The sequence below is a fragment of the Bacillus sp. NPDC077411 genome, assembly GCF_044543425.1.
In the GTDB taxonomy this organism is placed as follows: domain Bacteria; phylum Bacillota; class Bacilli; order Bacillales; family Bacillaceae_G; genus Bacillus_A; species Bacillus_A bruguierae.
The window spans coordinates 516,883-541,634 of the sequence record NZ_JBITWA010000001.1 but is presented as its reverse complement, the minus strand read 5'-3'; the positions used below and the strand labels follow the sequence as shown (position 1 = coordinate 541,634).

At 34.5% G+C, this 24,752-nt stretch carries 22 protein-coding genes; 13 read left to right on the top strand and 9 right to left on the bottom strand.

All coding sequences use genetic code 11. The annotated features are described in order from the left end of the window. The first annotated feature begins 131 nt into the window (after positions 1–131). Positions 132–1,010, top strand: coding sequence for a phosphotransferase family protein (locus tag ACIGHG_RS02685; RefSeq protein WP_396547030.1), 879 nt, complete (start codon positions 132–134; stop codon positions 1,008–1,010). 163 nt (positions 1,011–1,173) lie between these two features. Here ACIGHG_RS02685 and ACIGHG_RS02680 read toward each other — a convergent pair whose 3' ends face one another. Next, complete coding sequence (locus ACIGHG_RS02680; RefSeq protein WP_336472372.1) at positions 1,174–1,812, bottom strand: formylglycine-generating enzyme family protein; 639 nt, start codon at positions 1,810–1,812, stop codon at positions 1,174–1,176. 196 nt (positions 1,813–2,008) lie between these two features. Beyond that, on the bottom strand, positions 2,009–2,854 hold the full coding sequence (gene prsA / locus ACIGHG_RS02675) for a peptidylprolyl isomerase PrsA (protein WP_336472262.1): 846 nt from the start codon (positions 2,852–2,854) through the stop codon (positions 2,009–2,011). 172 nt (positions 2,855–3,026) lie between these two features. Here prsA and ACIGHG_RS02670 point away from each other — a divergent pair, with 172 nt between their 5' ends. After that, positions 3,027–3,170 (top strand): YjcZ family sporulation protein, encoded by a 144-nt coding sequence (locus ACIGHG_RS02670; protein WP_396021734.1) that lies wholly within the window; start codon positions 3,027–3,029, stop codon positions 3,168–3,170. 30 nt (positions 3,171–3,200) lie between these two features. On the opposite strand, the gene ACIGHG_RS02665 is transcribed toward ACIGHG_RS02670, so the two are convergent. Then, on the bottom strand, positions 3,201–3,386 hold the full coding sequence (locus ACIGHG_RS02665; RefSeq protein WP_396547200.1) for a hypothetical protein: 186 nt from the start codon (positions 3,384–3,386) through the stop codon (positions 3,201–3,203). 207 nt (positions 3,387–3,593) lie between these two features. Between ACIGHG_RS02665 and ACIGHG_RS02660 the strand changes: the two genes are divergently transcribed. Next, positions 3,594–3,929, top strand: coding sequence for a DUF1878 family protein (locus ACIGHG_RS02660; protein ID WP_336472260.1), 336 nt, complete (start codon positions 3,594–3,596; stop codon positions 3,927–3,929). A 4-nt stretch (positions 3,930–3,933) separates the two neighbouring features. Here the strand turns inward: ACIGHG_RS02660 and ACIGHG_RS02655 are convergent, their stop codons facing one another. Both ACIGHG_RS02655 and ACIGHG_RS02650 read right to left on the bottom strand, forming a co-directional pair. After that, the gene (locus ACIGHG_RS02655; RefSeq protein ID WP_090917614.1) at positions 3,934–4,494 is read right to left on the bottom strand and encodes an HTH-type transcriptional regulator Hpr; all 561 of its coding nucleotides are present in this window, start codon (positions 4,492–4,494) and stop codon (positions 3,934–3,936) included. Positions 4,495–4,792: 298 nt separating this feature from the next. Beyond that, positions 4,793–5,155 (bottom strand): YtxH domain-containing protein, encoded by a 363-nt coding sequence (locus tag ACIGHG_RS02650; RefSeq protein WP_139207714.1) that lies wholly within the window; start codon positions 5,153–5,155, stop codon positions 4,793–4,795. 113 nt (positions 5,156–5,268) lie between these two features. Here ACIGHG_RS02650 and yhzF point away from each other — a divergent pair, with 113 nt between their 5' ends. Then, a complete protein-coding gene (yhzF, locus tag ACIGHG_RS02645; RefSeq protein WP_396547027.1) occupies positions 5,269–5,460 on the top strand; it encodes a membrane protein YhzF in 192 nt (63 codons plus the stop codon). Between the two features lie 46 nt (positions 5,461–5,506). Here yhzF and ACIGHG_RS02640 read toward each other — a convergent pair whose 3' ends face one another. Next, positions 5,507–5,941, bottom strand: coding sequence for an HIT family protein (locus tag ACIGHG_RS02640; protein ID WP_396547025.1), 435 nt, complete (start codon positions 5,939–5,941; stop codon positions 5,507–5,509). A gap of 551 nt (positions 5,942–6,492) precedes the next feature. On the opposite strand from ACIGHG_RS02640, the gene ACIGHG_RS02635 reads away from it, so the two are divergent. Genes ACIGHG_RS02635 through ACIGHG_RS02625 form a run of 3 tightly spaced genes read left to right on the top strand, consistent with a single transcriptional unit; the run spans position 6,493 to position 9,185 of the window. Beyond that, a complete protein-coding gene (locus ACIGHG_RS02635; RefSeq protein ID WP_090917607.1) occupies positions 6,493–7,239 on the top strand; it encodes an ABC transporter ATP-binding protein in 747 nt (248 codons plus the stop codon). Continuing rightward, positions 7,232–8,452 carry an ABC transporter permease gene (locus tag ACIGHG_RS02630; protein ID WP_336472256.1) on the top strand — a complete coding sequence of 407 codons (1,221 nt, stop codon included), beginning with the start codon at positions 7,232–7,234 and terminating at the stop codon, positions 8,450–8,452. Before ACIGHG_RS02635 ends, ACIGHG_RS02630 begins: the two co-directional genes overlap by 8 nt. 16 nt (positions 8,453–8,468) lie before the next feature. Continuing rightward, on the top strand, positions 8,469–9,185 hold the full coding sequence (locus ACIGHG_RS02625) for an EcsC family protein (RefSeq protein ID WP_090917603.1): 717 nt from the start codon (positions 8,469–8,471) through the stop codon (positions 9,183–9,185). Between the two features lie 403 nt (positions 9,186–9,588). On the opposite strand, the gene ACIGHG_RS02620 is transcribed toward ACIGHG_RS02625, so the two are convergent. After that, the gene (locus ACIGHG_RS02620) at positions 9,589–11,997 is read right to left on the bottom strand and encodes a PAS domain S-box protein (RefSeq protein ID WP_396547023.1); all 2,409 of its coding nucleotides are present in this window, start codon (positions 11,995–11,997) and stop codon (positions 9,589–9,591) included. A 403-nt stretch (positions 11,998–12,400) separates the two neighbouring features. Here ACIGHG_RS02620 and ACIGHG_RS02615 point away from each other — a divergent pair, with 403 nt between their 5' ends. From ACIGHG_RS02615 to ACIGHG_RS02590, 6 genes are all read left to right on the top strand, one after another. Further along, positions 12,401–12,877 (top strand): PH domain-containing protein, encoded by a 477-nt coding sequence (locus ACIGHG_RS02615; protein ID WP_090915610.1) that lies wholly within the window; start codon positions 12,401–12,403, stop codon positions 12,875–12,877. Further along, complete coding sequence (locus tag ACIGHG_RS02610) at positions 12,870–14,312, top strand: PH domain-containing protein (protein WP_396547021.1); 1,443 nt, start codon at positions 12,870–12,872, stop codon at positions 14,310–14,312. Before ACIGHG_RS02615 ends, ACIGHG_RS02610 begins: the two co-directional genes overlap by 8 nt. 793 nt (positions 14,313–15,105) lie before the next feature. Next, a complete protein-coding gene (locus ACIGHG_RS02605; protein ID WP_396547019.1) occupies positions 15,106–16,176 on the top strand; it encodes a response regulator aspartate phosphatase in 1,071 nt (356 codons plus the stop codon). A gap of 474 nt (positions 16,177–16,650) precedes the next feature. Further along, positions 16,651–17,136, top strand: a complete 486-nt coding sequence (locus tag ACIGHG_RS02600) for a GNAT family N-acetyltransferase (RefSeq protein WP_396547017.1) — start codon at positions 16,651–16,653, stop codon at positions 17,134–17,136. Positions 17,137–17,398: 262 nt separating this feature from the next. Then, positions 17,399–20,299: a collagenase ColA gene (colA, locus tag ACIGHG_RS02595; protein WP_396547015.1), complete on the top strand. Its 2,901-nt coding sequence runs from the start codon at positions 17,399–17,401 to the stop codon at positions 20,297–20,299. Positions 20,300–20,641: 342 nt separating this feature from the next. Beyond that, on the top strand, positions 20,642–21,187 hold the full coding sequence (locus ACIGHG_RS02590) for a C40 family peptidase (RefSeq protein ID WP_396547013.1): 546 nt from the start codon (positions 20,642–20,644) through the stop codon (positions 21,185–21,187). Positions 21,188–21,696: 509 nt separating this feature from the next. Here the strand turns inward: ACIGHG_RS02590 and ACIGHG_RS02585 are convergent. Further along, positions 21,697–22,905: a cytochrome P450 gene (locus tag ACIGHG_RS02585; protein ID WP_396547011.1), complete on the bottom strand. Its 1,209-nt coding sequence runs from the start codon at positions 22,903–22,905 to the stop codon at positions 21,697–21,699. Between the two features lie 436 nt (positions 22,906–23,341). Next, positions 23,342–24,304, bottom strand: a complete 963-nt coding sequence (locus ACIGHG_RS02580; RefSeq protein WP_396547009.1) for a hypothetical protein — start codon at positions 24,302–24,304, stop codon at positions 23,342–23,344. Positions 24,305–24,752 lie beyond the last annotated feature (448 nt).

Genomic DNA, 24,752 nt, shown 5'->3' with positions numbered 1-24,752 from the left:
GCTTTATAGTTAATAATTATAGTACTGTCATGTAGTTAGTACTATTTATATAGGTGACAAAAAGCTTACAGATCTGTAAGAGGGAAAAGTGTATATGTGTGGGTTTTAAATGAAGGGGAGGGGATTTTTGTATGGATAAGTTGCAACAAGTAATTGATAGGTTTAATTTGAATGTATTAACAATTGAGGATGTTCCGCAGTCTTTTAGTTCGGCGGTTTATCAAATTAAGTTAATGGATCATCGTACAGTTTATATCAAAATTCCTTATTCCAAAGCAAAGCTTGAACGTGAGTATACGGTGCTTGAACGATTGCGCGATGAGTTATCTGTACCACAAGTGTTAGATTATTGGGAAGGTAATGAGGATGTTACTGGCGCATTGTTGTTAGCTGCGATTAATGGGGTGCCGGCTACAGGGAGGGTGGATGCAGAGTTATCCTATGATATTGGAGTACAACATGCCAAGCTGCATGCGATTATTCCAAATGATCAGGATTTTAATAGCGCCGTTTCTAATGTGTATAGTCAATGGTCTGAGTTTATTCAGAAGCAATTTTATTCCTTCGCAGCAGATGTAAAGGAAGTAATTGAACCGCGTTTATTTGAACAATCATTGCAACATTTTGAGCGTCATCTCAAATTACTTCCATCACCAGACGGACCTTGTTTTATACATATGGACTTTCGGCCGGGGAATATTTTAGTTTATGAAAATCAAGTGGCCGGCATCATTGATTTTGAAAGTGTTCGCATCGGCGCAACCGAAATGGATTTTACAAAAATCAATCGTGATATTTTCATGAAATATCCTGGAACAATGGAGGCTTATCAGCGAGGCTATGAATCTATTCGGCCGCTTATTGATTTGCAAGAAGTTTTGCCATTTTTTCGTTTTACCGATGCATTTAATGCAATTGGTTGGTGTAAAAGAAGAGGCATTGAAAAGCATCGAAATTTTTTACAGGAGAATTTATCATATTTATCCGCTTTTTTCATGAAAGTGCGATAGGGGAAGAAGTATTATCAATTATTATGTCCCATAAAAATAGTTGTAGGCTGAATAGAAGTTTTCTGTACATGAAAGTTTCTTCAGAAGAACCGAAGAAACTTTCCGTTCATATAATCAGTGTTATTGAACTTTAACTGAGCTGGAAAAGGGCATACTTGTAGAATTATAAAGACCGGGCAAGACGGAATCCAAGGTCGTCTATGCGAAAGGTTGGATGGCTACGACGACGACACGAAGCCCCGCAACCTCTGGCCTCTTCAGCCCAGCTTCCTCCTCGGAAAATTCTGTAGGAGCCGTACACTTGTTCATCATATAAATCCCAGCACCACTCCCAAACATTCCCTAGCATATCATACAGACCCCATGAATTCGGTTCTTTTCTTCCTACTTCATGGACCCTGCCTTCTGAATTTTCATTATACCAGGCAATCTTATCAAGCTCTCCGTATCTATAACCAGTAGTCCCTGCTTTACATGCATATTGCCACTCTGCTTCTGAAGGAAGTCGATAGCCGTCTGCTTCCAAGTCACAAATAATGTTTTTACCATCGTTACTTATAGAATAACATTCTTTCAGTCCAGCTTTCTGTGAAAGCAGATTACAAAAGGAAATCGCATCGTGCCAAGAAATATTTACAACCGGTTTTAGATCTCCGTCAAAAGAAGATTGATTTGTAATCGCATAGTATAGATCTGTAGTTACAGGATACTGGGCAAGAAGAAACGGTTTGATTTCAGCTTTCCATGAGCTTTTTATTCTGTCGTCCCTTAATTCCACTGCGCCCCCTGGAATGTTCACCATTGGATAGTCAATGGAACTTTTTATTTCATTGGACACTCTAACTGCCTCCTAACGAACATTGTTTTACAAATTTTACCTCATTTTGAAGCGTGGAAGCAATACGAAAATGAAAAATTCATAATTAAAAGATAACAAGGTTGTATAGGATACAAACCTAAAACAAAAAAAGCCCGGCATATGCCGAGCTTTTTTATTATTACTTCGATTCTTTTTCAGCTTTTGGAGTTTCGAAAACATCTTTTAATTCTTTATCTTCGATCTTCACATCTGCTTTTTTCATTTCTTTTGTAACAAGATCGTTCATAAATTTAGGATCTTGCATTTTCTTGTCAACAAGCTCGTTTTTAATACGATCTTTTTCTTGATCAAGTGGTTTTAATTCTTTAATATCAGTAACTTTGATGATGTGGTAACCGAATTGTGATTTTACAGGATCACTTACTTCGTCTTTTTTCAATTTATATGCAGCATCTTCAAATTCTTTTACCATTTTACCTGATGTGAAGTATCCTAAGTCGCCGCCTTTTTCTTTTGAACCTGGATCTTCAGAGTATTGTTTTGCCAACTCTTCAAAAGATTTGCCTTGTGCAAGTTCGTCTTTTACTTTTTTCGCAGTTGCTTCATCTTTTACAAGAATGTGGCTTGCTTTAATTTCAGGTTTGTAATTGTCTTTTATTTCTTTATCTGTGATGCTTTTCTTCACAGCTTCTTTCATTGAAAGCTCAGCGCGAACAGTTTCTTTTAATTGTTTTTCAGTCATGCCGCTTTGTTTTAATGCAGCAGAGAATTGATCGCCGTATTGCTTTTTGTATTCGTCAAATCGTTTATTAACGGCATCATCTTTTACTGGGTAGTTTTTGATAAATACTTTTTCCATTACTAGGTTACGTAAGACGTTTTTACCGCCTTGTTGTTTCATTGCATTGTAGAACTCATCTTTTGTTACGTCCCCAGCTTTTGATGTTACAACCTTGTCAGAAGTGCCACATGCTGACAATGTGAATACACTTGTTACAGCTAGGGCAAGCATTGCTTTCTTCATGAAATAAACACTCCTACTATTATGTATTTTTTAATCCCGCATGAACGGGCAGTAATCCCTCACTAATGGAAGTTTCACTTTATAGTATAAGCAATATGTACAAAATTTAATATAACATATTTCGGTTCGTTTTCCTATTGATAAAGAAAAATTGCCCATTTGTTCGTAAGGATTGTCAGATTCGGTCATGTCACCATTCTGGGCTTACACGCATACAAAGAGAAATGAGGAGGTTGAATTTATAATGAATCAACAATTAATTTTATGGCTTGTGTTGTTTATTTTATTAGTAATAGTAGGTATAATTTGTTTATAGAGGAAAAAAGTGAGGAAGGGGTTTCCTTCCTCACTTTGCATGAAATATAATTTCTATATAACTAGAAATTAATAGAATGGTAATGCATATGTTAACGAACCGAAAGACACTCGTTTGACGTCGATCAGATATTTGTTTTTGTTGACACAGTGTGTGTGTCATAAGGTTTGCATAAGTTAGAACGATAAATGCAAAAGCAATAAATGTAATTATAATTGTCACGAGGAGAGTCCTCCTTTGGCGAAAATACATATAATCCTATTGTATCATACGATAATTTGTTCGTGTTATAAAATTCTGAAATAGAGACACTTAGATTATATAAATACAAATTAAAAAAGACATCCCCTTTTTAGGGTGGGAGAAAGCAGGTCAATTTTTATGTTCAATAGTAGCGATTTATATAGAAAGAGAGGGAAGAAAATGGACGTTGTGAAACGCTTAGAACAAGCAGAATATTATGTATCGCTTCTTTTTAATATGATAGATGAACAAAAGTGTCCATTTTATTCTTTAATTATAAAGAAGAAAGTGATGAAATGTGATGTAGAACATTTGTTAGTTCTTTGTGAACAAATGAATGAGCAATACTTAATGGAAAAGCAAGAAGGTTTGCTTTTATTTGATGAGCTGTTGAATAAATTTGAAAGAGCGCTTCCAGAAAGCCTCGAAGGAAAAGAGACGGCGGAAGCGCTCGAACGTCAAGGTTTATTTCAACCATTGATGCAAGAGTTTTTACGTATGATAGCGAAAAGATAATAATTTAGCATTTTTTAACAAGTTTTTCATCGTGCTCTATAAAACTATCCTCGATATTATCCAATGATTTCTCGAAAATATCGATAAAGTCTTGCCCATAAACATTTCGTAAAATGGCCATTAATTCGATGTTTTCTGGGAACTTACCGTAGAAATTACGAAGAGCCAAAGCACCATTAAAGACAGAATTACTTTCAGGATCATATTCTTCCATTAATTGCAACAGCAATTCTTCTCCCTTCTCTGTAATTTCAATATACGTGTTTCGTTTGTCATCTTCTTTTTTTGAAAATATAAGCAGACCGCGTTCTTCTAGTTTTTTAGAGAAGTTAAAAGCCGTGGATACGTGCATGACACCGAATTTTGCAATTTCTGAAATAGAAGCCCCTTTTAAATGATACGCAATCCATAAAATGTGATGTTCATTAATATTTAAATCGTATGGTTTAATCCATTGCTGCCAATCTTTTTCTACGCACTTCCATAATGCTTTTGATAATTGAGCGATACGTTGACTAAAAATCATCGCTTCTTTTATTGAATAACTTTTTTCTCCGTTTTTCATCGATTCACCCACTTTATACAATTCTTATTCATTACTATCTATTATGCCAGTAAAATAAAAATTAATAAAGTGTTTTTGTTAGAATTGTGAAAATTTTTCGTTAAAATGACAAAACTATACAAATTTCGAGTAGTAATAAAAGCGTTTCCTTGTAGGACAGGACAAAGATTGACGGAATTTTATTCTTATTTGGATGTAGAAAGAAAAGGAGTATCATTGTATAAAAAATACGGCACATGTATGTCATGTGCCGTATAAGAGACGATAAGAATCAAAAATATTTGTTATATACGAAAAATTAAGCTTTATCAGGAACCGTTTGTTGTAACTTTTCAATTGATTTTTGAATGTTTTCAATTTCTTTTTCAATGTGGCGTTTATTTTGAGAGATATCTTTTCTCCATGTGGAAAGTGTTTCGTGCATATCAACTTTTAATTCTTGAATCACTTCTTTTCCTTCAGAAGCTGTTTCAACGATTTGTCGTCTTAATAGCTTTGTATCTGCTGTAATATCAGCCAGTGTTTTCTTTATATCATTTCCTTTTTCTTTTAACTTACTTCGCATATCTTTTCCAGATGAAGGAGTAGAAAAGAGTACAGCAAGTCCAGCAACAGCTCCGCCGCAAATGACGCCAGTTAGAAAGGATTTAGATTTTGACATGAAAATGGCCTCCTTAATTTGTGTAACTCGCCATCATAGATGGAAGTTTCACAGCATTGTTATACTCATGATGTGTAAAACTGTGCATATGCATAAGACAAGGGGGGAGAAAAGTGAAATTGATTACAAGCATTTGTTTTATTGTCAGTCTTTTCTTTCTTGTACGAGCAATGCAATTATTTTTTATTTTAAAACAGAAAAGATCATACCCGCCAATACTTTCGGTGAAGCAGCAAGCTGCTAGATTCGCGTTCATTGGCGGAGTATGTATGGTATGTACAATCCTATTGTACATACTGCAATAGATAATAAAGATTTGATCTTTTACATTCATCATTTCCGATAAAAGAGTTACTTTACGCTAGTTGCAATTGTGTTTGCAATGTTTTGTAATTCTTCCATTGTGTAATCACTGTGATGAGATTTCCATACAGCACCGAAACCGTCTTTTTCACCATAGCGTGGAATTAAATGAAGATGGAAGTGAAAGACAGTTTGTCCTGCTTTTTCTCCGTTATTATTTAATAAGTTGAAACCAACTGGATTATATTCAGCTTTAATCGCATTTGAAATTTTTGGAACAACAGAGAAAATGTGCGCAGCAATTTCTGGTGTTAATGCAAATACATCTTGTTTATGTACTTTTGGAATTACGAGTGTATGTCCTTTTGTAACTTGGCTAATATCAAGAAAAGCGAGTGCATGTTCATCTTCATATACTTTTGCGCAAGGAATTTGCCCCTCAATAATTTTACAAAAAATACAATTATCCGCTGTATGATTCATATTCCTCATCCTTTCAGTAGTCTTAGCCGTATTTTATCATAATTACATAATAGAAAAAACACGAAAAGCAGGAAGCCGCTGAGCTTCCTGCCTTCTGAAGAAGGTTTGAAAAAGCATTTTCGTTTAATCTACCTTTGGGAGACACCTCATTTATTTAGGAAATGCGCGGTAACTCGACATATATTCTGCCGTCGACACCCCATTTACATTGAAATGATGTTGCAATCCTTTGGAAATGAATTGTTTATTTTATAAAACAGTATCTACTCTCCTCGAGACACCCCGTTTCTAAAATGAAACAAATTATATGACTCCGTGTAAATTACCTTTGTCCATTATAGACACCCCATTTCATGATGAGTTCGCTAGGCTGTGTTCATCACTTTTATGGTTGCTTTTTCAATGTGTTCCTTCCTCACTAATTATGATGTCCGCTTTGACGGAAGATATGCAAAGGAATTTTTTTCTTTTTATCGTATGTCTGTACTATGTAGAAGCTTTATTTTTTTGGTAAGATGATACATATACATAAATGAAGAAAGTGGTGTCATATGGAACAATTATTACGCGTGGAAAATGTCACAGGCGGATATACGAAGCGTCCTGTATTACAAAATATTTCATTCTCTGTTAAGAAAGGAGAACTGGTCGGCTTAATCGGTTTAAACGGTGCGGGAAAAAGTACAACGATCAAACATATTATCGGATTAATGGAGCCGAAACAAGGTCATATTACGATTAACGGTAAGACGTTAAAAGATGATATGACAGCATATCGCTCTAGTTTCTCGTTTATTCCAGAAACACCTGTGCTCTATGAGGAGCTAACGTTAGAAGAGCATTTAAAGCTAACGGCAATGGCGTATGGCGTTGAAGAGAAACAGTACGAAAAACGCGTAGAAAGACTGTTAAAAGAGTTTCGTATGAAAAATCGTTTGAAGTGGTTTCCATCCCATTTTTCAAAAGGGATGAAACAAAAAGTAATGATTATGAGTGCGTTTTTAGTCGAGCCTTCTTTATATATTGTGGATGAACCATTTGTTGGACTAGACCCGCTAGCGATTCAATCATTGCTGCAAATGATGGACCAAGTAAAGAAAAGCGGTGCAGGCATTTTAATGAGTACACATATTTTAGCAACAGCAGAGCGTTATTGCGATTCCTTCATTATTTTGCATCAAGGTGAAATTCGTGCACAAGGCACTCTTGAAGAGCTGCAAAGCGAGTTTAACATGCCGGGAGCAACGCTTGATGATATTTACATTGCACTAACGAAGGAAGAAGATGCTGATGAATAGTAAAGAGTTATGGAAAGAACGGTTTCGACATTTTTTAAAGGAAATTCGTACATACGGTAAATATGTGTTTAATGATCATTTGAAATTTATTTTTGTGTTTATTATCGGAGCGGGTGCGTATTATTATCAGCAATGGCTGCAAACATTAACGCCTGCATTTCCGATATCATTTGTGATGGCGATTCTGTTAGGACTTGTGTTAACGACAGGATCGATTCAAACGTTATTAAAAGAAGCGGATCTTGTGTATTTACTTCCAGTAGAAGAAAAGTTAAAAGTATATTTCGTAAAAGCATTTCAATTTACGTTTATGATCCAGCTGTATATTGTGGCGATGGTAAGTGCGGCGCTTGCTCCGCTCTATTTCCAGCAGACGAAACAATCTGGGGAAACATACATCGTAATTGTACTTGCGATCGTGTTAAGTAAAGGCTGGAATTTATTTGTGACGTGGGAAAAGTCGTATATGACGGATAATCGTATTCATCTTACGGACTGGTTTGTTCGTTTTGTACTTAACTTTTTCTTCGTTTATTTCCTCGTCGAGCGCGCTTCTGTTATGTATATGGGAGCAATCGTCATGGCGATGGTGATTTATCTTGTATACTTGCACCAGAAAGTAAAAGGAAAGCCACTGAACTGGGAATACTTAATTGCTGAAGAAGGCAAGAAAATGATGCTGCTGTACCGCATTGCCAATATGTTTGTGGATGTACCGGCGTTAAAAGAACGGGTAGCTCGCCGCAAATGGCTTGATTTTATTCTTCAGATCACCTCAGACAAACGGCCATATTTGTTCTTATTCTTGCGCACGTTTTTACGCTCAGGAAATTATTTTGGATTGTATGTCCGCTTACTGACAATTGGCGGCTTAATTCTATACTTTGCGCCGTTTCTCTATGTTCGTCTTTTTGTCGGTGTCGTGTTTTTATATTTAATCGGTTATCAGCTGTTAAGTTTATGGAAGCATCATCGTTTGAAATTATGGCTTGAGCTATACCCCGTCCGAGAAGAAGCGAAAATGAAAGATTTTCTGACGTTATTATGTACGTTGCTTTGTGTAGGTGGTGTCATTTTCACTGTACTATTTGCGTTTGCAACGAAGGATATCATGATGACAGGACTTGTTTTTCTTGAAAATATGTTATTTAGTGTCTTGTTTGTCTATCAATACGGGGTGAAGCGTTTAAAAAAATTATCCCGCATCATATAGGGAAAGGGAGAAAAGAATGACTGAATATGAACAAAAGGTCATCTTAGAATTACAACAGTGGAAAAGAAAAATGATAAAAAACTCTTCTGCAATGACACGTTTCTCTAAAGCAGTTCAAACGAAAATGCAGCAGCTCATTCCAGAAAAAGTGCAAAATATACTTACAGAAACCATTAAAAAGATGGTACAAGGCATTAGTATTGGCTCGAATTTTATTAAACCGAGGCTAAAAGAAACAGATTGGTCACTGCAAAAAAGAGATGAAGAAGTGCTAAAGAAGATAGAGGAGTATAAAAAGATTGCAGCTGCAGAAGGAGCCGGGACAGGAGCGGGAGGATTTTTACTCGGGCTTGCTGACTTCCCGCTGCTGCTCAGCATTAAAATTAAATTTTTGTTTGATGCGGCAACATTGTATGGCTATGACACGAGTAAAGAAGAAGAACGGTTATTCATTCTTCACGTATTTCAGTTAGCTTTCTCAAGCGATAACCACCGGAAAGAAGTATGGAAGGCCATTGAGACCTGGGATACGAATAAGGAAAATCATATAGACTGGGAGAAATTTCAGCAAGAATACCGCGATTATATTGACCTAGCCAAAATGCTGCAGCTCGTACCTGTCATCGGTGCGCCGGTGGGAGCGTATGCGAACTATCAACTCCTGCAGCGGCTTGGAGAAGTGACGATGAATTGCTACCGGCTGCGGTTTTTGCAGCGAGAAGGTATGATGTAATTATATAAAGGATCTGACACGAAAAAGGACTAATGTCAGGTCCTTTTCGTGTACTTGGCGTATCGAATCTCGTCGAGGAATATTTAAATTGTGTCGAAGCGCCGATATATTGTGAAAAGCGCTGATATATCAGTGAACATATAAGAAGGAGCCGATTCAAATGACATCTACATCTCTTTTGAGTCGGCTCCGCTTTTCTTTATAAGTCACTGCTATGCAGAATACAACATGACCACTACTTGCTTTTTCTTTTTGTTTTAAACCTTGCATGTGGCAGAAAAGGGCCCTGACCGCTCCTATGCACGGCCAGATGCTCTCGCCCTCCCATAAAAAAGAAAGGGGTTTTATGTCGATTTTTTTAACTTATATACATATATTTTAACATGTAACAACTTTTGTTTTATCATTTACAAATAGGGAGAGTAACATCGATCGTTGTTCCTTTATTCACTTCACTTTCAATCCATATCTTGCCTTGATGCATTTCAATAATTTTGTAACAAATCATTAATCCTAATCCAATACCTTCTTCTTTAATGCTATAAAAAGGTTCTCCAAGGTATGGTATACGTTCTTGAGGGATCCCGCATCCTTGATCCATAAATCGAATATTTATTTGATTATCATCAGCTCTATCAACTTGAATTGAAATTTCTCCTCCCGTTGGCATCGATTCAATGGCATTTTTTAAGATATTAATGAATACTTGTTTTAATTGATTTCCTTCACAATGTATCATTGGAATATTAGACATAACTTCTGCCCTAATTTGTATATTATTTATGAGTGCTTGGGGTTCTAATAGCATGACAACTTGATTCATTAACATACTTATATCATTAGGCTGAATTTTAACTGCCTGAGGTTTGGCGATTGCCATAAATTCATTCGTAATGCTTTCAATTCGATCAATTTCTGATGATACGATATTTATATAGTGATGATTACTTTCATTTTCCACTGTTTTTAATAATTGCATAAATCCTTTCATGGCAGTTAAAGGGTTTTTAATTTCATGAGCGATTGCTGCAGCTAATTGACCTACAACCGCAAGCTTTTCTGATTTTCTTAATAATTCTTCCGTCTTGATCCGTTCGGTAATATCTCGAGAAATACTTAAGAAAACTTCTTTTCCATTCAACTTGAATACGCGAATACTAATCTCTGTCGTTATTTTCTTTCCTGTAGGAAAAACATATTCATCTTGCAAAGTAAAAGAATCTTCTCCTTTTTTAATTTTTTCTATTAATCTTTTTAAAAGGGGAGAATCCTTAGAAGCAAGATCAAAAAATGGCATATTAAGAATTTTATTTCTACTTAAATTAAACCTTTCACATCCAATCGCGTTTACTTCAATCAATCGAGTGGGAGTTCGATTTTTATCCAATTCTACTACGTATACCGCATCCGCTGCCTGTTCAAACAGTGCACGATATTTCAATTCACTTTCTTGCAATTGTTGATATAATTGATGCCGTTCTTTTTCTGCTTGTTTTCTTTCAGAAATGTCCCTACATATTGCAGAGAGAGCCATTACATTCCCTCTTACATCTAGAACAGGTGAAATCGTCATGCTTATATCGATTAAATCTCCATTTTTTCGTTGTCTAATGGTCTCTAATCGAGTAATGGCAGATTTCCCAGACAGAATATTTTGAATGATTTCCATCGATTCATTCATTAAGAAATCGGGTACACAAGGAATTTTCTTACCGATTACTTCTTGTACTGACCAATCAAATATTGTTTCATAAGCTTTATTCGCTTGTAAAATATGTCCTTCTCGATCAGTGATAACAATCGCATCTACGTTGTTATCTACAAATGACTCTAGTAATTCTTTAGTCGTTTTTAATTCATCTTCCACTTTTTTTCTCTCTGTAATATCAATTGCAGAACCAACAACTTCAATCACTTTTCCATTTCGCTTAAAGGGCCTAAGAGCGATTAGCGCAATGGTTTCATCATCTGGCCAAGGAATTTCAAAGATAACTTCATTCCCTTCCCACGCCTGTACATAATACTTCAGTAATTGAGGAACGAGATGGGAAGGGATAATGGAAGGATCTATCATACGTAAACTTTTTCCTACCACTTGTTCAGAATAAAATCCATTTTGATAATAAAATTGTCCATCACACATCGTATGTATAAAGTGCGTATCTACTTTAATAAATTTAAAAATCCCTCCTTGCAGTTCATGAACAGTATCTTTCAGCTCTTGCTTCGATCTTTCTAATTTTTGATTCATTTTAAATAAATCTTGTGTTAAGGAATATAATTTTTGATAAGCTTCCATCAGAAAAAGTCCGCTTAATAAACCTACACTTGTAAAGAATAAGCTTTGCATGTAAAGAATGTTAGATATTACAGTCGGAATGAAGAGTTCACCTACCAATCGAATCATAGCCACATAACAAATCAGATAAAGAAAGCTAGCTTTAAACGGATGCAAGTTTTTGAAATATGTTTTAAAAATAGTAAATATAATACCTACTCCTAATAAGGCAACGACATATGCTCCACAATATCCATCCATATAAATAACGCGCATTATAAAAATACTAAGTAACGTAATCCAACCGGCAGTACGACCAAAGTAAACAAATGACAAAATGAGAGGAACAGCTCGAAGATCATAGTAAAACCCCATGTATTTAAAAGAGAAGGCCATCAAAATAACAGCAATGATTGCCCCATATACTTTTTCAATGAACTGGTTGGATTTAATTACAAACACTTGGATGAATATAGTTGAACTAACTAGGAAAGCAAAAATAAAAAGGTTAATAAAAAAGTCTTTGATAAACATATAGTGCTCCTCCTTATATCAAACAAATTCGACAAAAAAGGAGGAAATCCTACAAGAATTATTATAGAAATAGAGGGATATCCCATTTCTTGTTGCAACTTAATATATTGTTATAAAGTAAATGATACAAATCTACTCTTAGAATTTAAGACCTTATTAAAAGGAAAACATTACCTTAAAATAACTTGTTTTCCAATTGTGTTTTTTATATGATGGATACAGCATGTTAAATAACATGATAGAGTCATAGAAAGAAATGTACTAGATAAATCCATTTTGATTTTTCGATATATTAGTTGTTGGTATGCAAAACAAAACATGACATGCTCTCGTCCACCTAAAAAGAGGGAGATATCGACTTTTTAATTTGGGTTTATATAGATTATGAAGTAGAGGTGAAAGAATGCAACCATTACAGAATGAAATTAATCCAAAGATGGTAAGAGTATGGCAAATTAGCTCGCTCATCACATCTGGAATCGGTCTTATTATTACAATAGCTTATTTTATATTTATGATGAAATTCGATTGGACAGGCTGGATATTTGGTGCACTTGTGATAGGACTTCTTGCGTATGCACCGCTCGGTTATCTCGTGTTTCCAAGCTTACGTCAGCGCTATTATAGCTATGAGTTAAACGAAGAGGAAATGGAAATTCAAAAAGGAATGTTTACTGTAGAAAGAGTACTTGTCCCGATGATTCGTATACAGCATATTACAATTGAACAAGGGCCAATTATGCGCAAGTTTGATTTAGCTGAATTGAAAATTTCCACAGCCGCAACAGCACATAGTCTTCCTGGATTGACAATGCGCGAAGCTGAGAGGCTAAAGCGCCAAATTGCAGAACTGGCAAAGGTGAGTGATGAGGATGTATAAGCGGCAGCATCCAATTACGATCTTGTTTGAAATTAAATTGAGAGACCTTGCACCGATTGCGATATTTTTGATTAGTGCTAAGGGCAAGTTTCCATTTTGGTATTTAGTTCCGATTGGATTTTTTGCTATAGCAGTTATTTCTACCTTTGTTTCTTGGTATTACAAAACATATTGGGTTGAAAATAATATATTACATATTAAACAAGGGATGTTTACAAAAAAAGAAAGCTACTTAAATAAAGATCGTGTGCAAACCATTAATACGAGCTCAAATATTTTATATCAAATATTAGGTCTCACAAAGCTAAAGATTGAAACAGCTGGCGGGGCTGACGAAGCAGAAGTACAGTTAGTAGGGATTACTCAAGAAGAAGCAGCAAGTTTAATTGCCATGTTAAATACAAATAGCGATGTGAATGATGTATCTGAATTAGAGATCACTTCGATTGAAAAGAAAGAACATAACACAGTCGCATATACATTAACGTGGAAAGAAATTTTGCTAGCAAGTATTACGTCGGGAAAATTTGGCCTTTTATTTTCAATTCTTTTCATTTTAGCAGATAAAATTCAGGATATTATGCCGAATCATATTGTGAAGAAAATTGAGCATTATGTGGAAACGTATGTATCGGAAAGTGATATAGCCGGCTGGGTATATATGATCATCGCTTTATTACTATTATCGTGGATTGTTTCAACGATTCAATATGCGTTGCAACATGCGAATTTTACCATTTCACGTAAAGGAAATGAAATTCGCATTTCGCAAGGTTTGCTAGAAAGAAAAGAGCTTGTCTTGAAAACGCATCGTATTCACGGTATTAAAATAAAAGAAGGTATTCTCCGTAAGCCTTTTGGATATTGCTCTGTTCATGTAGAAGCCATTCAAAAATTTGAAGAAGGACAAACAGACGTAACAATCCATCCGCTTATGAAAAAGAAAAAAGTGCAAGAGATGCTGCAATACTTACAATTGCCATATGATATAAGCAGTGAGATGACAAGATTACCGAAAACGGCAATGAGACGTCACATGTTAGATAATTTTGTGTTCGCTTGTATTGTAGCAGTACCAATTATCGGTGCAAGTATTTACTTTCACAAACACTTTCTATTCGCATTGCTATTACCACTTTTCCTAGTGTCCATATGGCTTGGCCATGCGCAGTACAAAGCAGGCGGATATCGTATTGATGACGACCAGTTAACAATATCATATCGCAAAATCGCCAAATATACTGTTTTCGCTAAAAGAAGACATATTCAATCTTTAAAGAAAAGTCAATCATACTTTCAGAAAAAAGATGCACTTTGCACATATCATTTCCATAATGCCTCGGCTGGTCATACGTTAGAACATGTACGTATGGAAGATGCGGAGAAGATGCAAAGTTGGTATAAGAAGAGTAATGAAAAAATCACCCTCATGTAAGGGTGGTTTTTTTATGTGTAAATTTGGTAAAATCGTGGTGTAAAATTCCAAATAAAAGAGGTATGCCTGTGGAATATGTATTAGAAACATCTCATCTTACAAAAATGTATGATTCAAAAACAGTAGTTGATCATATATCCTTGCATTTAAAAAAAGGTGATGAAACAATAATTTGGATATATGGGATTATAATAGGAGTTATTTGTAGTGGAGGTTTCATACTAACAATAGTTAAACATAAAACATATATATTATTTTTATTTTTTATTCCTTTTATAATTCTATATTTACTATACTCATCATTATCTTTTATCCCCATATTATTTCGTTTGTTGATATTTGGAGGATCATTTATCTTAGTTTACATTGTAGTATACTGGTTTGAAACACGTTAAGTATATAGAAAAATTACTAAAATAAAGAAATTTGAAACGATAATAAATCAAAGTGGTAGCGAGAACATATAGGACAATTTCTTAAAGTGTGCTACGGAAAGGTATTGTAGCAGAGAACCATAATAGTCAAATAGCAAAGGCATTTATAGAAAGGAATTGATACCCATAAATCCAGCTACTACATTTTCTTTTTTCAACAAAATGATTAAGGTTTTTCTTTTATCATGTGATTCCTATACATTGTCAATGATGTTATAATTTGTATATAGATACATCATACACATATATTTGTAATATTCTGTAATTTTTTTATCAATCTACATAACAATAAATCTGGAAACTTACACCATAAATTGTGTTAATATTTAGATAATATTTCTTGGAAAAGGGTGATTTAATTGAACACAGGTGTTGTTGCAAAGAGTCATATCACAAATTTACTTAATGATTGGTATCGAGAAATGCGTGTGCAGCATGTGCTGGAAGCAGGTCAGTTAAAGAAAGAAATTGATAGTAAAATTGATAGGATTGAGGAAGAGCAAGAAATCCTCATGTATTATTCATTATTAGATTTTAGATATAAAATGTTGATCGGCAACTTTGATAAAGATTTAGATGAATATGACTCTATCTCTGAGCAAACAAACGACTTTTTGAAATATTATTATCATTTTTTTAAATTCATTTACGCTATGGAAGTTGGAAACTACAGCGACGCTAAAAAACATTATGAACTAGCGGAGAAATTGCTCGCTGCAGTCCCTGATGAAGCGGAAAAAGCTGAGTTTAATTACCGAGTGGCTTTATTTCACTATTACCTTTCTCAGCCGCTCCGGGCTATTCATTACGCTACAAAGGCTCAGGAGTTTTTCTCTAAAAATAAAGGTTATGAAGTTAAAACTGGAGCTTGTAAAAATACTTTAGGGATGTCTTGTATTTCATTAGGGCAATTTGAACTGGCAGAAGAATACTTAATCTCAGCACTTAATACTTTTACAAAAACCGATGAGCGTGCATCGATTTTAAAAGTACGTCATAACTTAGGTCTACTATATGCCGATCAAGATCTTTCAGAGTCAGCAATTCGACACCTTACAGAAGTTTTCAAAGAAGACCAGCATATAAAAACTAATTATTTATTAGCAAGAGAGCATTTCCGCCTGGGCCATCATGAAGAAGCAAGCCAATATATATCCAAAGGGCTTACATCTTGCGATAAAGAATATTATTACCACTTTTCGATATTAAATGGCTTAAACGAAAATGAACCTGTTGAAAAACTAGATCACTTAGTAGCCGAAGCGATTTCATATTTCAAACATCAAGAATTATGGAAAGATGTACAATTTTATGCCGAAGAATTAGCAATAAAATGGTATAATGTGGGTAATGAAGGTGAAGTGAGCAAGTATTTTTATATTGGTTATGAAGCGAAAAAAATATTGAAAAAGAGGGGATCGTTAAAATGAAAAAAATTAAATTGTGCATACTTAGTTTGATGACTGTAACTGTCTTATCTTTTGGCTTAAATGGATTGAATTTAAAAGAGAACGCGTCATCGGATACACAACGTGCTATTGATGTTCAGTATGAACACGGCAGAGGTATTTAATAAAAAGAGAGCCTGCTTCAAAACGGGCTCTCTTTTTATTTCTTGGCGTATAGGATAACTGTCGTTAAATACAATTTCTTTCTGTGTTAGGTATATTAAATTGAGTATGCTTGCAAGCCTATTTAACCCATCAGGGTTTATTTGGTATGCGCACTTTTAAAACATCTGCAAAATGTAAGCAAACAATCAAAATTGTTGAATTTACAAAAAGTCGTTTAAAATATAAGTGAGTTGTATAAAAATGGAATTAGATACTATGAAAATAGTGTTTTTTTCCAATTAAGATACAATAATAACAATAACTTTTATAAGTTAAGGGTGGGAGAAAAAAATGCATCAACTAATCTTTAAAAAATTTGAAGCAACAGACTTTAACGATTATTTCCAACTAGTGTCCAATGAACAAGTTATGGCACAAATTACAGAACGAGCGATTCCATTAGAAGAGGCTCAAGTAAACTATCAAAAGTTATTAGAGCGTAATGAAAAATATGAGCTATATGGCTCATATAAAGTTTATAATCGTGTGACGGATGAATTTATTGGACTTGGACATGTAACATTAAATGAACATAAAATCCAAGAAGCTGAAATTGGCTATATGATATTACCTAAATATTGGGGTAAAGGATATGGTGGTACAATTGCAAAACAATTAATTGAATTAGCTAAGCAAACAAATTTGAACATATTGAAAGCAATTATTGATCCGGAAAATATCCCTTCTAGAAAAATTCTAATAAAGCAAGGATTTACATCAGAGAAAATTTGTGAAATCGAAGGATTACCTGGAGAAATTTTAAGTAGGTTTATATAGAGGGGAAAGTAGACGATATACCGCCATAGTAAGCAATTTTAAAGGGCAAGTATATATTCGGAAAGATATAAAGATTAATTGAATATTGAATTGTGTACACAATTAATGTGCATGATTATAGCTAGAAAATGTTGATATCATTGAGTTTTTATAATTTGTTCACAAATATAAAACAATGTAATATGCAATATTGCATATTACATTGTTTTATGGGAATAACGTGCTATTCTGTTGGATGGATTATATAAACGGAGGAAATGTGATGAACAAGAAATTAAAATTTACGCAAATGATGCTCGGTATTAGTACAGTGGCTTTATCATTTGGAAGTATTCAAACACAAGTATCAGCGGAAGAAAACACACCTTATAATGTGTTACAAAAGAAACCACCTGGGATACAAACTTCAACAGATGAACTTGCCCATTCTACAAAAGCAGATGAAACATTGTCTTATGAAGAACGTTTAAAAGTAAACGATTTTTCACAACGTCCAGCTCCAGTCGTGAAACAAGCAGCGGCAAAACAATATCAGCAAAAGTATTCTGTGGCAGAGCTGAATAGAATGAGTGATGCCGAATTAATTGATACATTGGCAAATGTTAGTTGGGATCAAATCATAGATTTATCTCAATTTAACCAAGAAACAAAAGCGTTCTATCAAAATAAAGGGCGAATACAAGCTATTATTGATGAATTAGGTCGCCGCGGAAGCACATTTACAAAAGATGATACAAAAGGAATTGAGACGTTTGTTGAAGTATTATATTGCGGTTTTTATTTAGGCTTTAATAATAAAGAATTAGACTATTTAAATGAGCGAAGCTTCCATGATAAATGTTTACCTGCATTAAAAGAAATTGCAAAAAATCCGAATTTTAAACTTGGTACAAATAAACAGGATAAAGTGGTATCTGCATATGGTAGATTAATTAGAAGTGCTTCTTGTGATGCTGAAACAGTTCAATATGCAGGGAATATATTAAAACAGTATAACGATAATATTTCTACATATATAAGTGACCGGAATAAAGGGGACGCCTTGTATAATCTTATCCAAGCGATTGATGATGATATACAGTCTTACGTGAATGGTACAAGGAAAAAAGCGGATGAAACAATATGGTATGGGAAAATTGATGGTTTTATAAATGAAATCAGTCGACTGGCTCTTCTGAATCAAATGACAACAGAAAATACCTGGTTAATTAATAATGGTGTTTATTATACTGGTCGTTTCGGTAAATTCCATAGTAATCCAAATAAACCTTTAGAAGTACTTACACAAGCAATGCGTATGTACCCTCGTTTTAGTGAAGCTCATTTTAATGCGGTAGAGCAAATTTCAACAAACTATGGTGGAAAAGATTATAACGGAAATACAGTAGATTTAAAGAAAATCCGTGAAGAAGGTCAAAAGCAGTACTTACCAAAAACGTATACATTCGATGACGGTGCTATTGTATTTAAAACAGGAGATAAAGTAACGGAAGAAAAGGTTAAGAGACTGTACTGGGCTTCTAAAGAAGTAAAGGCGCAATATCATCGTGTAATTGGAAAAGATGGAGCGTTAGAAGCAGGAAAAGCTGATGATGTACTGACAATGGTAATTTATAATAATCCAGATGAATATAAAAAAAATAGCCAACTATATGGATATGACACGAATAATGGCGGAATTTATATTGAAGGAATCGGAACGTTCTTTACATTTGAGCGTACACCAGAGCAAAGTCGTTATAGTTTGGAAGAATTGTTCCGTCATGAGTTTACACACTATTTACAGGGAAGGTACGAAGTTCCAGGATCATGGGGACAAGGAGAAATGTATCAAGATCAACGTTTGACTTGGTTTGAAGAAGGAAATGCAGAATTTTTTGCGGGATCTACTCGTACGAATAATGTTGTTCCGCGCAAAAGTATAATTAGCGGATTATCATCTGATCCTGCACAGCGTTATACAGCAGAACGAACATTATTTTCGAAATATGGAGACGGACCAGATAAATGGGACTTTTATAATTATTCTTTTGCACTGCAGTCTTATTTATATACTCATCAATTTGAAACTTTCGATAAGATTCAAGATTTAATTCGTGTAAATGATGTGAATGGTTATGATGCATATCGTGAAGCTTTAAGTAAGGATCCAAATTTAAATAAAGGATACCAAGACTATATGAAGCAGTTAGTTGATAATCAGGGTACATATAATACCCCGCAAGTATCAGATGATTATTTAGCTGACCATGCACCAAAGCCACTAGCGGATGTAAAGAAAGACATTACAGATGTAACGAAGATAAAAGATGCAACAATTACAAAGCATAAGTCTCAATTTTTTGATACGTTTACATTAGAAGGAACATATACAGGCGGCGTAACAAAAGGAGAATCTGAGGATTGGAAAACGATGAGCAAGAAAATCAATCAATCTTTAGAACAGTTAGCGCAAAAAGAATGGAGCGGCTACAAAACAGTTACAGCGTATTTTGTCAATTATCGTGTGAATGCGAAAAATCAATTTGAATACGATGTTGTATTCCATGGCGTTGCAACGGGAGAAGAAGAAAAGCAGACTGTTAAAGTAAATATGAATGGACCGTACAATGAGATATTAAATGAAAAAGTTGAGTTTCATAGTGATGGTACAGAAAGCACAGGGGGAAAAATTGTTTCGTATCTTTGGGATTTTGGAGATGGTACAACAAGTACAGAAGCAAATCCTACTCATGTATATGGAAAAGAGGGAACATATACTGCAAAGCTAACAGTGAAAGATAATAAAGGAAAAGTGAGCCGAGGACAAACAACGGTTACCATAAAAAAGGATGAGCCAGCAGGTCATAACCATCAAGATGCAAAGGTACTTAGTTTCAATAAACTTTCAAAAGGAAATATGGATCGACCTAATATGGCGTATATGTACTCATTCAATGTCACATCTCCAAAAGAAGTAGATATTTCTTTTATAGATGAACAGGGGATTGGAATACAATGGGATGTATATCACGAATCAGATCTAGGAAATCCTGTCATTACGGGCCAAGCGGATGGAAATAATATAAAAGGGAAATTTGATGCGAAACCTGGGAAGTATTATATAGTTGCATTTTTTGAAAAGGAAAATGCAAAGGGAACATATTCATTATTAGTGAAATAAATCTATTCTAATGTATATGTAAATTTAATTTTTTAGAAGGAGCCTGTTACAATAGGCTCCTTCTGTTCTTTTTTAGAGAGTTTGTTTGGAAATTTGCTCCCCCTTGAAATAGGGATTCGGCCGGATTCCTATCAACTTCAAACATTTGAACAGTCTTAAATATCAAAAATGCTATCCTTTCTAAATAAACAGCACTTTACAGTCAACTTCTGCTTGTAGTAACCTAAAAAATTTTCTCAACATGATTCGATATTTTCTCCTAACCTATTGAAAGGATTTTATAAAAAAATGGTCGAAATTTACGTAATTGTAAAATATTTAATAAAAATAGGGGGAAATATTATGAAAAAATTGATAGCGGGAACTTTAGCATTTGGAATGGTTATTGGAGTTGGTAGCAGTTTCGCTTCCGCAGAAGAAACGAATAACATTCGTGTAAATGAAGATGTAGCGGTGCAAACGAACTTTGAAGCTATGAATATTGAATCCTTTGAAATTCAATCAATAACTGCTTCTCAATTTCAAAAGGTTTATGCGGAAATGAAGAAATATGAAGGAACACCATATCGATATGGTGGAAGTAGCCCGAAAACTGGATTTGATTGTTCAGGATTAATGCAATGGGGTTATGGTACACAAGGAATTAAATTACCGCGTACTGCTCAGCAGCAATATGATGCTACTAAACGTATAAGTAAAAGCAATCTTCAACCAGGTGATTTAGTGTTTTTCAAAGGCACTTACAATTCAGGTACTTATATCACACATGTAGGTATGTACATTGGAAACAATACATTCTATAACGCTAGCAGTTCAAAAGGAGTAAGTGCAGCTAAACTAGATAATTCTTATTGGAGTAAACATATTGCCGGTTATGGAAGAATATAAGAATAGGAATAAGCACTTGAGAAATAGATCTCAAGTGCTTATTATATATCCATTTTAATGTTTCGACATCTTTGTCTAGCTCTGCCTCCTAGGCCCTCATGTCCAAGAACCTTCCACACAAGAAGGTAAAAAGCACCTTCTGTGTGAAAGAACCTTAGCCAACGGACCTAAACAGTCTGCCTCGCTTTTCTTTATGACCCAGCTCCAGCGGCTAGAACAGTCGGTGGCTTCGCGTCTTCCGCCGAGGCAAAAAGCGCCTCTATGTCAGAAGCTCCATCCCCCTCTTGTTCTGATCGAGCCGCTTCCGCTTTTCTTTGTAAGTCGCTGCTATGCAGAATACAACATGGCCGCTACTTGCCTTCTCCTTTTGTTTTAAATCTTGCATGTGGTAGGAAAAGGATCTGAACGTTTCTATGCGCGGTCAGATGCTCTCGTTCCCCTCAAAAAAAGAAGGTTTTATATCGTTTTTTTAACTTGTATATAAATACATATTTTTAACTAAAGTATTTTCACTTTAAAAGGATCGGCAAATGTTTCAAAGTTTGTTCATTCTCTAATAGACAGTTCTCGAGCTGAAAAGATGGTGACAGTGTTATTTCTTTATGTTGTTTAATAAAGGTTGTTAGAGCGATTGTAGCTTCTAATCGTGCGAGTGGGGCACCTAAGCAAAAGTGCGGGCCTTTTCCGAATGTCATATGTTTGTCATTACCTGGTCGATGTATGTCAAAACAGCTGGCGTTAGGGAACTGTTTCTCATCTAAGTTGGCGGCACTTACCCACGTAACAATCATTTGCCCCTTTTTCATTTGTGGGCCAAATATATTTGTATCCTCCGTTATTGTGCGTGCCAGTGTGACTGGAAAGCGATAACGTAAAACCTCTTCAATTGCTTGTGGAATAACATCAGGATTTTCACGTAATTCTGCATACGTTCCTGGTTTATCAACTAAAAAACAATAGAAACTATTGATAATTAAATTGGTAGTTGTTTCATTACCAGCTGCTAGTAAGCCGAGTGAGAAATCTACAATCTCTTCATCTGTCAATCTCTCACCTTCATATTCAGCTCTTATTAAATCTGAAATAATGTCGTTTGCTAAGTGGTATCGTTTTTCTTGGACAATGGGAAGAAGATACGTTTTAAATTCTTTCATAGCAATTGCTTTTTGTTTATCTAAATCAGCAAATTTCTCTCGGCTATATGGCATGAATAAAATATCAGACCATCGTTTCACCTTTTTTAAATCTGTTGCCTCGACACCTAATAAATTAGAAATGACAGTTACAGGGAATGGGGCTGCTAAGTCTTCTACAATATCAATTTCATCACGATTTCTTAGCTTTTCTATCATTTCATTTGCGAGTGCTTGTATATGTGGTTTCCACTCAGTTAAACTGCGCGGTGTAAATGCTTTTGAAACGATAGAGCGAACATTGCGGTGTTCAGGAGGATCAGAAGAATTTAAATTCATTCGTGTTTCTCGCTTCGGAAATGAAAATTGCTGACGATCTCTTCTACTTGAAAACAAACGATAGTCAGATAAAACCCGGTTCACATCATCATACGAAAACACATTCCATACATCTTGATCGGCATCATAATAGACAGGATGATTCTCTCTCATATACTGATACCAAGAATATGGATTCCAAAGCTCATCTTTTGTTTTTAGTTTGGAAATTTCATGAATCAAAATTACACTTTCAGGTGACTTCATAGATATCTCCTCCTTTTTTCTTCGAAATAAAAGTAGCAATTAGGTCTTTCTAAGTTGTATAGGCTAACATGTTTTATTCTAGCATAAGAGGAATAAATGTTTATTTTTGGGAGGTTGAGAAAAATATTTTGGTGCAATAGGGGCTTGAAAATTTTTGCTTGATTGTGTAGGGGGATTGTGTCAAAAGGGATAATACACTATATAAATCCATTTTTTATTTTTCGACATATAAGTCGCTGCTACGCAGAATACAGCATGACTGCTACTTGCTTTCTCTCTTTGTTTTAAACTTCGCATGTGGCAGAAAAAAGGCCCTGACCGCTTCTATGCATGGTCAGATGCTCTTGTCTCCCTTTTAAAAGAAAGAGGTTTTTATGTCGTTTTTTTTAACTTGTATATACAAGTTAAAAAAGCTAGCAATTTGCTAGCTTTTTCATTATTTTGAAGTAAGTGCAACTAAAACATCTACTGGATAATCAACTGAATTTTTCACTTTATATTCTGTTGGACTTGTAAAATTCTTACCAAATTGACCACCAAGTTGACCGAAAATATTATCCCAAACACCATTTTGTTCAGAAATCCATTTTTGTAATTTTTCCCCTGGAACAACTGAATATGTTGCTACCTGTTGATATAATGCAGTTCTATATTGATCATATGCATAATCAGTCTTTGGATTAAAGTCAAATGTTTTTGTAACTGTACTTTCTGAATTTAAAGTAATACCATAACCAAAACTTGCAGTTAATGATTGATTTACTTTTGCAACCCCCTCAAGACCTACTTCCATCCCAATAGTATAAGATAATCCTATAGTTACATTATGCGAAATACCACTTGTAACCGCTTTGCTCCAATGATAACCTGAATTTTTATCTACTATATTTGAATCAATTAATTTCCAATTTAATTCTTTTTTCAATTTAGTATCTTCTAAAATTGGATCAGTTTTAGGAATTGCTAGTGAATATAATACGTCCCCTTTATTACCTGTTTTTTCATATTCTTCTCCATCTTTAAGCCAAGTACCATCAGCTTTTACAACCTTATATTTATCATTGGCATTTCCTTTTATTCCATAAACTCTTGCTCCATTACTCTTAGCAACAACATCTACATATACATAATCAATTAACTTTCCATCTTCCGTAGAAACATGCCATTGACCAGGGAATTCTTCATAAGGACCCGTAGGAATGTAAGGAAGCTGCGTACCATTTTGAGCAACTTGCTCCGCTGACATAGGTGCTTTTCCTTCTTGAGCACTAATTACTATTGGAAGATTTCCTACATTTGTGGTATTCGTATCTGCTGAAGAAAACCCTGGTGCTACAAATAAAGCTGTACTTAATACAAATGCTGCTGGAATAATTTTTGTAATTTTCTGTCTTTTCATTCTGCACACCTCTTTTGTTTTGATTTAAAATTATAAAATGTACATATTGCTCTAAGATCTGTTTACCAAACTATAAGTGCAAAAGAACTGAAACTATGTTTCTATTTGGTTATCAAGAATAAATGTAGTTGATCAGTTGATAAGAAGGTAATTATTGGAAATAAAGCCTTTTGAGCTTAAAGTTTTAGAATGATATAATCAACGACAAACTATAATGATGAACCTGTTACTTTTAAACATTCACTTTCTTTTGTTTCTCATAGAAGGTAAATCTCTTATGCCCTTATTAAAACACTATGTTTTTGTTAAGTAAATCATAAAATTTTGCTCGGAATAATATATAATTTATATATTATTATTAATTGTTTTAAAAATAATTATCTTACTAAAATCCTATCTTTATAAAATATAACAACTTTCATTTTATATTTCTCTGAAAAATAGAATT

Bases quoted from the DNA above. Each gene is read 5' to 3' on its own strand.
- prsA (WP_336472262.1), bottom strand. From the start codon at position 2,854: ATGAAGAAAGCAATGCTTGCCCTAGCTGTAACAAGTGTATTCACATTG.
- ACIGHG_RS02630 (WP_336472256.1), top strand. From the start codon at position 7,232: ATGAATAGTAAAGAGTTATGGAAAGAACGGTTTCGACATTTTTTAAAG.
- colA (WP_396547015.1), top strand. From the start codon at position 17,399: ATGAACAAGAAATTAAAATTTACGCAAATGATGCTCGGTATTAGTACA.
- ACIGHG_RS02610 (WP_396547021.1), top strand. From the start codon at position 12,870: ATGTATAAGCGGCAGCATCCAATTACGATCTTGTTTGAAATTAAATTG.
- ACIGHG_RS02625 (WP_090917603.1), top strand. From the start codon at position 8,469: ATGACTGAATATGAACAAAAGGTCATCTTAGAATTACAACAGTGGAAA.
- ACIGHG_RS02660 (WP_336472260.1), top strand. From the start codon at position 3,594: ATGGACGTTGTGAAACGCTTAGAACAAGCAGAATATTATGTATCGCTT.
- ACIGHG_RS02635 (WP_090917607.1), top strand. From the start codon at position 6,493: ATGGAACAATTATTACGCGTGGAAAATGTCACAGGCGGATATACGAAG.
- ACIGHG_RS02590 (WP_396547013.1), top strand. From the start codon at position 20,642: ATGAAAAAATTGATAGCGGGAACTTTAGCATTTGGAATGGTTATTGGA.
- ACIGHG_RS02585 (WP_396547011.1), bottom strand. From the start codon at position 22,905: ATGAAGTCACCTGAAAGTGTAATTTTGATTCATGAAATTTCCAAACTA.
- ACIGHG_RS02680 (WP_336472372.1), bottom strand. From the start codon at position 1,812: ATGGTGAACATTCCAGGGGGCGCAGTGGAATTAAGGGACGACAGAATA.
- ACIGHG_RS02600 (WP_396547017.1), top strand. From the start codon at position 16,651: ATGCATCAACTAATCTTTAAAAAATTTGAAGCAACAGACTTTAACGAT.
- ACIGHG_RS02685 (WP_396547030.1), top strand. From the start codon at position 132: ATGGATAAGTTGCAACAAGTAATTGATAGGTTTAATTTGAATGTATTA.
- ACIGHG_RS02615 (WP_090915610.1), top strand. From the start codon at position 12,401: ATGCAACCATTACAGAATGAAATTAATCCAAAGATGGTAAGAGTATGG.
- ACIGHG_RS02655 (WP_090917614.1), bottom strand. From the start codon at position 4,494: ATGAAAAACGGAGAAAAAAGTTATTCAATAAAAGAAGCGATGATTTTT.
- ACIGHG_RS02580 (WP_396547009.1), bottom strand. From the start codon at position 24,304: ATGAAAAGACAGAAAATTACAAAAATTATTCCAGCAGCATTTGTATTA.
- ACIGHG_RS02640 (WP_396547025.1), bottom strand. From the start codon at position 5,941: ATGAATCATACAGCGGATAATTGTATTTTTTGTAAAATTATTGAGGGG.
- ACIGHG_RS02620 (WP_396547023.1), bottom strand. From the start codon at position 11,997: ATGTTTATCAAAGACTTTTTTATTAACCTTTTTATTTTTGCTTTCCTA.
- ACIGHG_RS02650 (WP_139207714.1), bottom strand. From the start codon at position 5,155: ATGTCAAAATCTAAATCCTTTCTAACTGGCGTCATTTGCGGCGGAGCT.